Origin of the sequence: Quadrisphaera setariae, assembly GCF_008041935.1 — a bacterium.
Taxonomy (GTDB): domain Bacteria; phylum Actinomycetota; class Actinomycetes; order Actinomycetales; family Quadrisphaeraceae; genus Quadrisphaera; species Quadrisphaera setariae.
Window position 1 is genome coordinate 147224 of record NZ_VKAC01000012.1, and the last position, 12233, is coordinate 159456.

Annotated in this window: 10 protein-coding genes; 7 read left to right on the plus strand and 3 right to left on the minus strand. The window is 74.4% G+C overall.

Translation table 11 applies throughout. The features are described 5' to 3' along the window. Positions 1-53 precede the first annotated feature (53 nt). A complete protein-coding gene (locus tag FMM08_RS18620; protein ID WP_255472589.1) occupies positions 54-1883 on the plus strand; it encodes an AMP-dependent synthetase/ligase in 1830 nt (609 codons plus the stop codon). Here FMM08_RS18620 and FMM08_RS18625 read toward each other — a convergent pair. Together FMM08_RS18625 and FMM08_RS18630 are read right to left on the minus strand one after the other, a co-directional pair. Continuing rightward, entirely contained in the window at positions 1865-3061 is a 1197-nt protein-coding gene (locus tag FMM08_RS18625) for a glycosyltransferase family 4 protein (RefSeq protein ID WP_147927882.1), read from the minus strand. The two genes, FMM08_RS18620 and FMM08_RS18625, sit on opposite strands and share 19 nt — an antisense overlap. Continuing rightward, positions 3058-4533 carry a hypothetical protein gene (locus tag FMM08_RS18630; protein WP_147927883.1) on the minus strand — a complete coding sequence of 492 codons (1476 nt, stop codon included), beginning with the start codon at positions 4531-4533 and terminating at the stop codon, positions 3058-3060. The genes FMM08_RS18625 and FMM08_RS18630 overlap by 4 nt, the downstream gene beginning before the upstream one ends. 67 nt (positions 4534-4600) lie before the next feature. Between FMM08_RS18630 and FMM08_RS18635 the strand changes: the two genes are divergently transcribed. Together FMM08_RS18635 and FMM08_RS18640 are read left to right on the plus strand one after the other, a co-directional pair. Continuing rightward, positions 4601-6343: a DEDD exonuclease domain-containing protein gene (locus FMM08_RS18635; protein ID WP_222710940.1), complete on the plus strand. Its 1743-nt coding sequence runs from the start codon at positions 4601-4603 to the stop codon at positions 6341-6343. Positions 6344-6362: 19 nt separating this feature from the next. Further along, positions 6363-6644: an Lrp/AsnC family transcriptional regulator gene (locus FMM08_RS18640; RefSeq protein WP_147927885.1), complete on the plus strand. Its 282-nt coding sequence runs from the start codon at positions 6363-6365 to the stop codon at positions 6642-6644. A gap of 26 nt (positions 6645-6670) precedes the next feature. Here the strand turns inward: FMM08_RS18640 and trpD are convergent, their stop codons facing one another. Next, on the minus strand, positions 6671-7750 hold the full coding sequence (trpD, locus tag FMM08_RS18645; protein ID WP_147927886.1) for an anthranilate phosphoribosyltransferase: 1080 nt from the start codon (positions 7748-7750) through the stop codon (positions 6671-6673). Positions 7751-7896: 146 nt separating this feature from the next. On the opposite strand from trpD, the gene ctaE reads away from it, so the two are divergent. The 4 genes from ctaE (at position 7897) to qcrB (ending at position 12214) form a co-directional block, all read left to right on the plus strand. Continuing rightward, complete coding sequence (ctaE, locus tag FMM08_RS18650; RefSeq protein WP_147927887.1) at positions 7897-8529, plus strand: aa3-type cytochrome oxidase subunit III; 633 nt, start codon at positions 7897-7899, stop codon at positions 8527-8529. A gap of 82 nt (positions 8530-8611) precedes the next feature. Next, complete coding sequence (gene qcrC / locus FMM08_RS18655; protein WP_147927888.1) at positions 8612-9400, plus strand: cytochrome bc1 complex diheme cytochrome c subunit; 789 nt, start codon at positions 8612-8614, stop codon at positions 9398-9400. Between the two features lie 52 nt (positions 9401-9452). After that, on the plus strand, positions 9453-10535 hold the full coding sequence (gene qcrA / locus FMM08_RS18660; protein ID WP_147927889.1) for a cytochrome bc1 complex Rieske iron-sulfur subunit: 1083 nt from the start codon (positions 9453-9455) through the stop codon (positions 10533-10535). After that, entirely contained in the window at positions 10532-12214 is a 1683-nt protein-coding gene (gene qcrB, locus FMM08_RS18665; RefSeq protein WP_147927890.1) for a cytochrome bc1 complex cytochrome b subunit, read from the plus strand. Before qcrA ends, qcrB begins: the two co-directional genes overlap by 4 nt. Positions 12215-12233 lie beyond the last annotated feature (19 nt).

The following is a 12233-nucleotide window of genomic DNA, read 5'->3' on the forward strand; positions in this document are numbered from 1 at the left end:
CTACCCGCCTCGCTAGAGTCGGCAGGACCCGCCGACCCGCCCGAAGGAGTGCAGTGATCGAGCGAGCCGAACCCCTGGACGTCCAGGTCGACCCCGCCCAGTCGGTGACCGACCTGCTGGTGCAGGTGGCCACCGAGTCCCCCGGGCTGCCGCTGCTGGCCCGCCCGGTCGGCGACGGGTGGGAGGAGCTGGGCGCCGCGGAGGTCGTGCGGCGCGTCAGGGCGCTGGCCGCCGGGCTCGCCGCCAGCGGGGTGGCACCCGGGGACCGGGTGGCGCTGCTGAGCCGGACCCGCCTGGAGTGGACCCTCGCCGACTACGCCATCTGGTGGGCCGGTGCCGTCACCGTGCCGGTGTACGAGACGTCCTCGGCGGAGCAGGCCGCGTGGATCGTCTCCGACTCCGGCTGCACGGCCGCGATCGTCGAGCAGCCCCGCCACCGCGACCTGCTCGCGTCGGTGGCCTCCGAGACCCCGGAGCTCGACCCGCAGCGGGTGTGGGTCATCGACGACGGCGGCTTCGGCGCGCTGGAGGCGCTCGGCGCCGACGCGTCGCTCGCCGTGGGCGAGGCGGAGCTGGAGCGTCGGCGCTCGGCCGTGACGGGGGCCGACCTCGCCACGATCATCTACACCTCGGGCACGACGGGGCGCCCCAAGGGCTGCCAGCTCACGCACGCCAACTTCGTGGTGCTGTCCCGCAACGCCGTCTCCGCCATCCCCGAGGTCTTCGCCGCCGGTGGCTCGACGCTGCTCTTCCTGCCGCTCGCCCACGTGTTCGCCCGGTTCATCCAGGTGCTGTGCCTGGCGGGCCGCACCACGCTGGCCCACACGCCGGACTCCAAGGACCTCACGCGCGACCTCGCGAGCTTCCGGCCCACGTACGTGCTCGCGGTGCCGCGCGTCTTCGAGAAGGTCTACGCCAGCGCCGAGCAGAAGGCCATCGAGGGCGGCAAGGGGAAGGTCTTCGCGAAAGCGGCCGCCGTCGCCGAGGCCTACAGCCGCGCCCAGGACGACGCGGTGGTGGGCGGCAGGGGGCCCGGCCTGGCGCTGCGGGTCCAGCACGCGCTCTTCGACAGGCTCGTCTACGCCAAGCTGCGCGCCGCCCTCGGCGGGCGCGCCACCTACGCCGTCTCCGGCGGCGGCCCGCTGGGCGAGCGGCTCGGCCACTTCTTCAAGGGCGTCGGGCTGACGGTGCTGCAGGGCTACGGCCTCACCGAGACCACCGCCCCCACCACGGTGAACCGGCCCGGCCGGGTCAAGGTGGCCTCGGTGGGGCGCCCGCTGCCGGGCTGCTCCATCCGCATCGACACCGACGGCGAGGTGCTCGTCAAGGGACCGCACGTCTGCACGGGGTACTGGCACAACCCCGCCGCCGACGCCGAGGCGTTCGACGCCGACGGGTGGTTCCGCACCGGAGACCTCGGCTCCCTGGACGAGGACGGGTTCCTGTCCATCACCGGCCGCAAGAAGGAGATCATCGTCACGGCCGGTGGCAAGAACGTCGCCCCCGCGGTGCTCGAGGACCGGCTGCGCGCCCACCCCCTGGTCAGCCAGGCCCTGGTGGTCGGCGACGCCCGCCCCTACGTGGCCTGCCTGATCACCCTCGACGCCGACGTGCTGCCCGGCTGGCTGCGCGCCCGTGGCATGCCGGTGCTCGACGTGGCCGCGGCCGCGAAGGACGCCGGCGTGCGCGCCGTGCTCCAGGAGGCCGTCGACCAGGCCAACGCGGCGGTGTCGCGCGCCGAGGGCATCAAGCGCTTCGCGGTGCTCGAGGACGACTTCACCGAGGCCAACGGCCTGCTGACCCCGTCGCTGAAGCTGCGGCGCCGGCAGGTCGTGGCGGCCCACGCCGACGCCGTGGAGGAGCTCTACAGCTCCAGGAGCTGAGCCAGCGCCGCGGCGCGCTCGTCCCAGCCCCACGCCTCGCGCACCCAGGCCCGGCCCGCCGCGCCCATGGCGCGGGCGCGGGCCGGGTCGGCGAGCAGGGACGCGACGGCGACGGCGACGGCGCCGGGGTCGGTGCCGTCCACGAGCAGCCCGGTCTCACCGTCGCGCACGGCGTCGGGAGCTCCGCCGGAGCGGCCCACCACCACGGGACGGCCGCTCGCGGCGGCCTCAAGGAAGCAGATGCCGAGCCCCTCGGTCTCCAGCCCGCCGAGCCTGTCGCGGCACGGCATGGCGAAGACGTCGGCGGCGGCGTGCGCGGCCGCGAGCTGTCCCCCGGGCAGGCGACCGGTGAGGAGCACGTCGCCCCCCGGGCCGCGGCGCAGTCCCAGGGAGTCCGCCAGGCGCTCGAGGTGGGCGCGGCGCGGCCCCTCCCCCACCAGCACGAGCACCGCCCCGGGCACGGCGCGCTGGACCGCGGGCAGGGCGCGCAGCAGCACGTCCTGGCCCTTGCGGGCCACCAGCCGCGAGACGCACAGGAGCACGGGTCGCCCGGTCACGCCCCACTGCTCGCGCAGCTCCCGCGCGGCGTCGTCGTCCTCGGGGCGGCCGAAGGCCGCCGGGTCCACCCCCGGAGACAGCGTGGTGACGCGCTCGCGCAGGGCGGTCGGCAGGGCGTGCGCGATGGGGGCGCCCGTGGCGGGACCGAGCACCGTGAGCACGTCGTTGCGCGCGGCGACGGCCCGCAGCGCCGCCCGGGAGCCCGGCAGCCTGGCCCACCACACCTCGTGGCCGTGGGTGGTGGCGACCGTGCGGCGGACCCCGGCGCGCCTCAGGGCCGGGGCGAGCAGGCCCAGGGGCGCCGCCGCGCCGAACCAGGCCCGGTCGCACCCGTGGGCTCGGGCGGTCGCGGCGACGCGGCGCGCGAGGGCCGGGGTCGGCAGCAGCAGGGTCCGGGGATCACGGACGACGACGACGCCGGCTGCGCCCAGCTCGGCGTCGAGGGCGCGCTGCGCGTCGGCCAGGGCGGGGTGGCGGCGCGTGTGCACGACCACGCGGCTCGCCCCGTGGTGGTGCAGCCGCCGCACGACGTTCTCGACGAAGGCCTCGATGCCCCCCGCGCGCGGCGGGAAGTCGTTGGTGACGACGAGCGTCGCCCCGCTCCCTCCGGCTCCGCTCACGCGGCCAGCTCCTGCAGCTCTGCGCGCCAGAGCCGGACCACCTCGGCGCGGTCGGTGCCGAGCGTCGAGGCCAGGGCCGCGTCGAGGGCGGCGTCGGCGTCGCCGTCGCCCGGCTCGGTGGACGCGGCGCGGTACAGCTGGACGACGCGGTCGTCGCCGTAGCGCCGCGCGAGGGCGGTGACCGCCAGCCACGCGCTGGAGTAGGCCGGGCCCACGTCCGAGGTCCTGGTCGGGTCGAAGTCGTCGGGGGTCGGCAGGGCCTGCGGCGCCCGGCCGGCCCGCACCTGGGTCGCGAGGTCCGCGGCCACGGACTGCTCGGACAGGCCCGTCCCGCGGTAGCCCACCCAGTCCGCGAACCCCTCCGAGAGCCACAGCGGCACCGCCCGGGTGGCCCCGGAGCGGGTCGCCACGTGCGTGAGCTCGTGGGTGAGGACCACCTGCTGGCCCAGCGGGGCGAGCTTCCCGAACCCGTTCGGGTTCACCACCACGTGGTCGCCGCGGGTCGCCCCCGCACCGCCCACCAGCTCCCCGGTGGTCACGGCCGCGATCTGGTCGAGGCCGGCGTCGTCGTCGCGGCCCAGCAGCCGGGCCATCTGCGCCTGGTCGGCGGGCACCTCCACCACGGTGCTGCGGGGCCACCCCTGGCCCCAGACGGCGTCCACGGCGCGCGCGCCCGTGGTGGTGAGCTGCGCGACGCGGTCCAGCTCGGAGCGCTCCGCCGTGCCGATCACCACCGCCCGCGGCGAGGTCACCACCGACACCGGCGCGAGGTCCCACAGGTCCGGCACGGTCTCGCCGTCGGCGTCGTCGGCCACCGCCCAGCCGTCGCCGCTGGGCACGACGGTGAGGTCCTGCTGGCGGCGGACCGGGTCGTCCCCGGCGCCCGACACCGACCACACCAGGGTGGTCCGCGCCACCCAGCTGCGCGCCGGGAGCTGCTCGGCGCGCTGGGCGGGCAGGGCGGGCCCGCTGCCGGTCACCTGCCACGACCAGCTGCCCAGCGGCACCGGCGCGAGCCTGTCGAAGACCGCCCGCGTGCGGGTCCGGTAGGCGTCCAGGGCCGGCCGGGCCGCCGGGGACACGGAGGCGTCGCCGGCCACGGCGGCGTTCCACGCCTGCTCGTCGCGGGCCACCAGCGCGGCGGCGCGGGCGTCCAGCAGCGCCTGCACGGCGCGCTGCGCCGACGGCGCTCCCGAGGTGGAGTCACCGGTGGTGGCCGAGGCCGAGGGCGGCGCGCTGGCCGCGGAGGTCGTCGTGGAGGCCGGGGAGGGCTCGACGAGCAGGCGCACGGCCGCGGTGCCCAGCACGGCGGCCGCCGCGAGCACGAGCAGGCCGCTGAGCAGGCGGGTCGCCCCGGAGCGCGCGCTGCTGCGGCGACGGGCCCGCCGGGCCGGGCGGTGGAGGTCGCGCCGGCGGGGCAGGTCCTCGGACGGCTCGGGGCGGCCCCCGGCCGCGCTGTGCCGTCCCGCCACGGCAGCGATGCTACGTGCCGGCGCTGACCGTGGCGGGGTGTCGGTGGCGGCACCTAGCGTCCGGCGGGTGGTGCTCCCCTCCCCCTCCACGCTCCCGCTGTGGGAGGACGACGCAGCGCCGTCGTCCTCCGCAGGGCTGGGCGGCCTCGACCCGGCCACGCCGCTGCACGAGGTGGACTTCCTCGTGCTCGACTTCGAGACCACCGGGGCGTCCGCCGCCACCTGCGCCATCACGGAGGTGGGCGCCGTGCGGGTGCGGGGCGGGGAGGTGGTGGCCGAGCTCGGCTCGCTGGTGCGCCCGCCGGGACCGATCCCGCAGGAGATCACCGCCCTCACCGGCATCTCCGACGCCATGGTCGCGGGGGCGCCCAGCATCGGGCAGGTGCTCGCGCCGCTGCTCGAGCTGCTGCGGGGCGCCGTGCTCGTGGCCCACAACGCGCCGTTCGACGTCTCCTTCCTGCGAGCGGCCTGCGCCGCCACGGACCGCGACTGGCCGGCGCCCGCCGTCATCGACACGCTGCGGCTGGCCCGGGCCGTCCTGGCGCGCGGCGAGGTGCGCGACCACAAGCTCGGCACGCTCGCCCGGCACCTCTCCGCGCGCACCACCCCCACCCACCGCGCCCTGGACGACGCGCGCGCCACCGTGGACGTGCTCCACGCCCTGCTCGCCCGGGTCGGCTCCCTCGGCGTGACCACCCTGGGGGACCTGGCGCAGGTGGCGCCGGCGGTGCCCGAGCAGGTGCGGCGCAAGCGCACCCTGGCGGACGGGCTGCCCTCCGCACCCGGCGTGTACCTCTTCAAGGACGCCCAGGGCCGCGTGCTCTACGTGGGCACGAGCGGGAACCTGCGGGCCCGGGTGCGCAGCTACTTCACCGCCGCCGAGCGGCGCACCCGCATGGCGGAGATGGTGCAGCTGGCGGCCTCCGTCGTGCCCGTGGTGTGCTCGACGCCGCTCGAGGCCCAGGTCCGCGAGCTGCGCCTCATCGCCGAGCACGACCCCCACTACAACCGCAGGTCCCGGCGCCCGGAGCGGCTGCCGTGGGTCAAGCTCACCGCCGAGCCCTACCCGCGGCTCTCCGTGGTGCGCGAGGTCCGCGACGACGCTGCGGCGGGAGCCGCCTACCTGGGCCCGTTCTCCTCCTCGCGCTCGGCGCTGGCCGCCGTCGAGGCCGTGCAGGACGCCCTGCCCCTGCGCCGGTGCTCGGGTCGCCTGCCGCTGCGGCCCGCGGCCGGCGCCTCCGCGTGCGCGCTGCACGAGATCGGCAGGTGCGGTGCCCCCTGCACCGGTGCGCAGTCGCCCGACGAGTACGGCCTCGTCGCCGACCGCGCCCGCACCGCGCTCGTAGCAGACCCGGCGCCGGTGCTGGCCTCCGCGCGCGCCCGCCTGGCCGAGCTGGCCGCGGCGGAGCGCTACGAGGAGGCGGGGCTGGTGCGGGACAGGTCGCTCGCCTTCCTGCGCGGCGCCGCCCGCGCGCAGCGCCTGGCCCCGCTGGCCGCGGCCGCCGAGGTGGTGGCCGCGCGGCGCAGGCCCGGCGGCGGCTGGGAGCTGGTGGTGGTCCGGCACGGCCGCCTCGCCGGCACCACCACCACGCCCCCGGGAGCCGACCCGCGCCCCGCGGTGGACGCCCTGCGGGCCACGGCGGAGGTCGTCAGCGCCCCGGTGCCCCCGGAGCCGGCGTGCAGCGCCGAGGAGGCCGAGAAGGTCCTGGGCTGGCTCGAGGGCGACGGCGTCCGGCTGGTCAGCGTCGAGGGCACCTGGGCGTGCCCGGTGAGGTCGGCGATCGGGACGTCCCTGGGCGCCGCTGGGTGAGGCGTGCTGGGATGTGACCGTGATCACCGCCATCGTCCACGTCGACGTCGAGGTCTCCCTGGTCCCTGAGGCGGCGGCGGCCATCGCCGACGTCGACGGCGTCAGCGAGGTCTACTCCGTCACCGGAGACACCGACCTCGTCGTCATGGTCCGCGTCGCCCAGCAGGAGGCGCTGGCCGACGTCATCGCCGACCGGATCGGCAAGGTGCACGGCGTGCGCGCCACCCGCACCTACCTCGCGTTCCGCGCCTACTCCCGGCACGACCTGGAGGCGGCGTTCGCCATCGGCGCGGACGAGTAGCCCTCCGGCCGGCCGTCAGCCGGCCGTCAGCTGGCGGTCGCCGCCACCCAGCGCTCGAGCACGGCCGCGGCAGCTCCGCTGTCCACCGAGGCGGCGGCCACGGCCAGCTGGCGGCGCAGGTCCTCGTGGAGGTCACCGGCCAGGCCGTCCGCCGCGACGAGAGCAGCGGCGGCGTTGAGCAGCACCGCGTCTCGCACCGGTCCGGTCCTCCCGGCGAGGACGTCGCGGGCCACGGCGGCGTTGTGGCGCGCGTCACCACCGGCGAGGTCCGCGAGGGTCGACGGCGCCAGGTCGAGGGCGCGGGGGTCCACCGACAGCGGCTCCACCGCGCCGGCGCCCACGCGCCAGGCCGCCGAGGGGCCGGAGGTCGTCAGCTCGTCGAGCCCGTCGTCGCCGCGGAAGACCAGCGCCCGCGTGCCGCGCCGCGCCAGCACCCCCGCCACCAGCGGCGCCAGGCGCGCGTCCGCCACCCCGATCGCCGCGGCGCCGGGCCGGCCCGGGTTCGTCATGGGGCCGAGGATGTTGAAGGCCGTCGGCACGCCCAGGCCGGTGCGCGCCTCGGCTGCGTGCCGGAAGGCCGGGTGGAACACGCGCGCGAAGGCGAACGTGATGCCCACCTCGCCCGCCACCTCGCCGACCCGGTCGGCGGGCAGGTCGAGGCGGACGCCGAGCTCCTCGAGCAGGTCGGCCGAGCCGCACTGCGACGAGGCGGCGCGGTTGCCGTGCTTGACCACGGTGCGGCCCGCTCCCGCCACCACCAGCGCGGCCATGGTGGAGATGTTGACGGTGCTCGTCCCGGTGACCGACCGGTCACCACCGGTGCCGACGACGTCGACAGCGGCGTCGAGCGGGCCGGCGGAGGCGGGCAGGCGCAGCGGGACCGCCCGGGCGAGCATCTCGTCGGCCAGGCCGCCCAGCTCCGCCACCGTCTCGCCCTTGGCGCGCAGCGCCACGAGGAAGCCGGCCAGCGGCACGGCCGCCGCCTCCCCCGACATCACCCGCGCCATGGCCCACGCGCAGTCCTCCGAGGAGAGGTCACGGCCGGCGACCAGTGCTGAGATCAAGGACGGCCAGGTGCGCGCACCGGGTGCTCCGAGGGCTGCCACGGCGACACCCTGCCAGGTGGGGACGGCGATCCGAGAGCCCGGGCCCAGCCTGCGCCCAGCCGCGGGTGGTGTGATCGTGACCGCATCGTGTCCGCACGGCGGGTCCCGGCGCCACTACGCCGGGTGGCTGACGCCATAATGGCGCCGTGTCGAGCACAGCAGCCCTGCCGCACGCTCCGGCGGCCGTCAACAGGCCCGACCCCGTGTCGGTCGGGACCATCGTCTGGCTCTCCAGCGAGCTCATGTTCTTCGCCGGGCTGTTCGCCATGTACTTCACTGTGCGGGCGGTCGTCCCGGAGCTCTGGCAGACGGAGCCCCAGCTCTTCAACATGCCCTTCGCGATCACCAACACGACGATCCTCGTGCTGAGCTCGCTGACCTGCCAGTTCGGCGTCTTCGCCGCCGAGCGCTACCAGAAGGCCCGCACCGGGTCGCTGCTGCAGGTCAACCGCTGGGGCATGCGCGAGTGGTACGTGCTGACGTACCTCATGGGCGCCTTCTTCGTCTCCGGCCAGGTCTTCGAGTACGCCGAGCTGGTCCACGAGGGCCTGACCATCTCCTCCACGCCGTACGGGTCGGTCTTCTACATGGCCACCGGCTTCCACGGCCTCCACGTGACCGCCGGCCTGCTGGCGTTCCTGCTGGTCATCGGGCGCAGCTTCGCCGCCCGCCGGTTCGGGCACCAGGAGGCCACCAGCGCCGTCGTGACCAGCTACTACTGGCACTTCGTCGACGTGGTGTGGATCGGTCTCTTCTTCATCATCTACATCCTCCGGTGAGCGCCGTGGCTCCCCGCGTGAACCTCGTCACGTCCCCGGCGCGCCCTGTCGCGCTTCCCCCCGCAACGTTGAGGATGTCCTCGTGAAGGCTCTCGCCGCCCGCCGCCGCCACCCGCTGGGTGGTGTGGTCGTGATGCTGCTGGCGCTGCTCGTCGTCGGCGGCGCCTACTCGGTGCTGACGCCGTCGACGGCGTCCGCGGCCGGGGCCAGCACCGAGGACGTCCAGAAGGGGCGCGAGCTCTTCCTGGCCAACTGCTCCAACTGCCACGGCCTGCAGGCCCAGGGCACGGGCGAGGGCCCCACGCTCATCGGCGTCGGCGCGGCCTCCGTCGACTTCCAGGTGGGCACCGGCCGCATGCCGCTGTCGGCGAACCTGCCCCAGGCCATGGAGAAGCCGGTCCAGTTCAACGACCAGCAGATCGCGCAGATGGCCGCCTACGTCGCCTCGCTGGCTCCCGGCCCGGCCATCCCCGCCGAGGAGTTCCAGAGCTTCTCGGACGACCCGGAGCGCATCTCCAAGGGCAACGAGCTCTTCCGCACCAACTGCGCCATGTGCCACAACGCGGTCGGCGTCGGCGGCGCGCTGACGCGCGGCAAGTGGGCCCCCAACCTGCAGGACGTGTCGGCCAAGCACGTGTACGAGGCGATGCTGACCGGTCCGCAGTCCATGCCCGTCTTCAACGACGCCAACATCACGCCCGAGGAGAAGCAGGACATCGCCAGCTACCTGCACTTCGTCGGTACCGAGCCCTCGCCGGGCGGCCTGTCGCTGGGCTCGCTCGGGCCGGTCTCCGAGGGGCTGTTCGCGTGGGCCGGCGGCATCCTCGCCCTCGTCGGCTGCGCCGTCTGGCTCGGGGCGCGGTCCTCGTGAGCCACGTGACGCGGTTCCCCACCACCAGTACCGACAACCGGGAGGACCGGCCGTGAAGGACTCCCCCACCACGGGGCACAACGACGCCGGTCCCAGCCACGGCGGGACCGGCACCGACCTCGCGGCGCCCGAGGGCACCGCGCTCGAGAACCGGTTCGCGAACCCGGGCCTGCCGGCCCACCGGTTCCGCACCACCGACACCGACCCGAAGGCGGCTCGCAACGCTGAGCGCCAGGTCTCCACGATCTTCCTGCTGTCCTTCATCGGCACGGTCGTGTTCCTGGTGGGCTACTTCGCCCTGCCCATCGAGGACGACAAGAGCCTCGGCCGGTTGCAGCTGTCCACCCTCGTCCTGGGGCTGGGCCTGGGTTTCGCGATCTTCTGCATCGGCATCGGCCTGGTCCACTGGGCCAAGACGCTCATGCCCGACCACGAGCAGGTCGAGCTCCGCCACGACATCCGCGGCACCGACGAGGACCGCCGCGACGCGACGAACATCATCCTCGACGGCGTCGAGGAGAGCGGCGTGATGCGCCGCACCGTGATCCGCAACTCCCTCATCGCCGCGCTGGGCATCCTGCCGATCCCGGCCGTCGTGCTCTTCCGCGACCTCGGCCCGCTGCCCGGCACGGTGCTGCGCGAGTCGCTGTGGGAGGAGGGCGTCCGCCTCACCCGCGACCCCGACGGCACGCCGATCCGCGCGGCCGACGTGACCTTCGGGTCGGTCTTCCACGTCATCCCGGAGGGGCTCGCCGAGTCCTCCCACCCCATCGAGGAGAAGGCCAAGGCGGCCGTCCTCCTCATCAGGATCCAGCCCGAGGACGTCAAGCCGATCGAGAGCGGCATGATCAACCAGGCTGACTGGAGCTACGGCGGCATCTACGCCTACTCCAAGATCTGCACCCACGTCGGCTGCCCCGTCGCCCTGTACGAGCAGCAGACGCACCACCTTCTCTGTCCGTGCCACCAGTCGACGTTCGACCTGACGCAGCACTGCAAGGTGATCTTCGGCCCGGCCAAGCGGCCGCTGCCGCAACTTCCGATCACGGTGGACAGCGAGGGGTACCTGGTGGCCAGTGCTGGCTTCCCGGTCCCGCCGGGTCCGAGCTACTGGGAGCGAGGTGTGTCTGAATGAGCTCGATCCTCACCGACAAGAGGACGGCGACCCTCGCCGGCTACGTCGACGACCGCGTCGGCGCGTCGAAGATCGTCAAGACGTTCGCCCGCAAGATCTTCCCCGACCACTGGTCGTTCATGCTGGGCGAGGTCTGCCTCTACACGTTCGTCGTCCTGCTCATCTCCGGGACGTTCCTGACGTTCTGGTACGACCCGAGCATGGCACTGACCCGGTACGAGGGCAGTTACGCCCCCATCGTCGGCCAGACCGTGTCCAAGGCCTACGAGTCGACCTTGAACCTGAGCTTCGACGTCCGCGGCGGGCTGCTCATGCGGCAGATCCACCACTGGGCGGCGCTGCTGTTCGTGGCGGCGATCCTCGCCCACATGGCCCGCATCTTCGTGACCGGCGCCTTCAGGAAGCCGCGCGAGCTGAACTGGCTCGTCGGTGTCGCGCTCGCCATCCTCGCGCTGGCCGCCGGCTTCACCGGGTACTCGCTCCCCGACGACCTGCTCTCCGGCAACGGCCTGCGGATCATCTCGGGCGTCATCCAGGCCATCCCGGTGGTGGGCACGTACATGGCGTTCTTCATCTTCGGCGGGGAGTTCCCCGGTGAGATGATCATCCCGAGGCTGTTCATCATGCACGTGATGCTCATCCCGGCGGCACTCCTGGCGCTGATCGGCATCCACCTCGGGCTGCTGGTGCTGCACAAGCACATGCAGTTCCCCGGCCCGGGGCGCACCAACACCAACGTCGTCGGCTACCCCGTGCTGCCGGTGTACGCGGCGAAGGCCGGCGGGTTCTTCTTCATCGTGTTCGGCGTCGTGGTCCTCATGGCGGCGACGGTGACGATCAACCCGATCTGGAACTACGGGCCCTACGACCCGTCACCCATCAGCGCCGGCACGCAGCCCGACTGGTACATCCTCTTCGTGGACGGCGCTCTGCGTCTCATGCCGGGGTGGCTGGGACCCATCCCGACGGAGTTCTCCACGTTCGGGTACGTCTGGTCGCTGAACATCCTCCTCCCGGGCGCCGTGGTGCCGGGTCTGATGATCCTCGCTCTGATCGCCTACCCGTGGGTCGAGCAGTGGCTGAGCGGTGACACCCGCGAGCACCACCTGCTCGACCGCCCCCGCAACAAGCCCACGCGCACGGGCCTCGGTGTGGCGGCGCTGGTCTTCTACGTCGTGATGGCCCTGGCGGCCACCAACGACCTCGTCGCCACGCACTTCCACATCTCCATCAACGACATGACGTACGTGCTCCGTGCGCTGTTCTTCGTGGGGCCGCCGATCGCCTTCTGGGTGACCAAGCGCATCTGCCTGGGCCTGCAGCGCCGCGACCGTGAGCTCGCGCTCCACGGCCGCGAGACCGGTCGCATCGTCCGCACCGCCGACGGCGAGTACTTCGAGGTGCACGAGCCCCTCGACGTCTACGAGCGGTGGAACCTGGTCCAGCACGAGGACGACCTCCTGGTGCCGCTCCCCCAGGGCAAGGCGTCCGGCCTCGAGAAGCTCCGCGCCCGGATGTCGGCGTTCTTCTTCGAGGACCACATCGCCGCCGTCACCCCCGCCGAGCTCGAGGCCGCCCACGGCCACGACGAGGGTCACGGCCAGGCGATCGAGGGCGACACCGACGCTCACGCCGTCGGCGCCGTCGGACGAGGCTCGGAGACGAGCCACGGCCACTGAGGTCCACGAGCGTCACTGA

Excerpts from the sequence above, each read along its gene's own strand:
- qcrB (WP_147927890.1), top strand. The coding sequence starts at position 10,532 with ATGAGCTCGATCCTCACCGACAAGAGGACGGCGACCCTCGCCGGCTAC.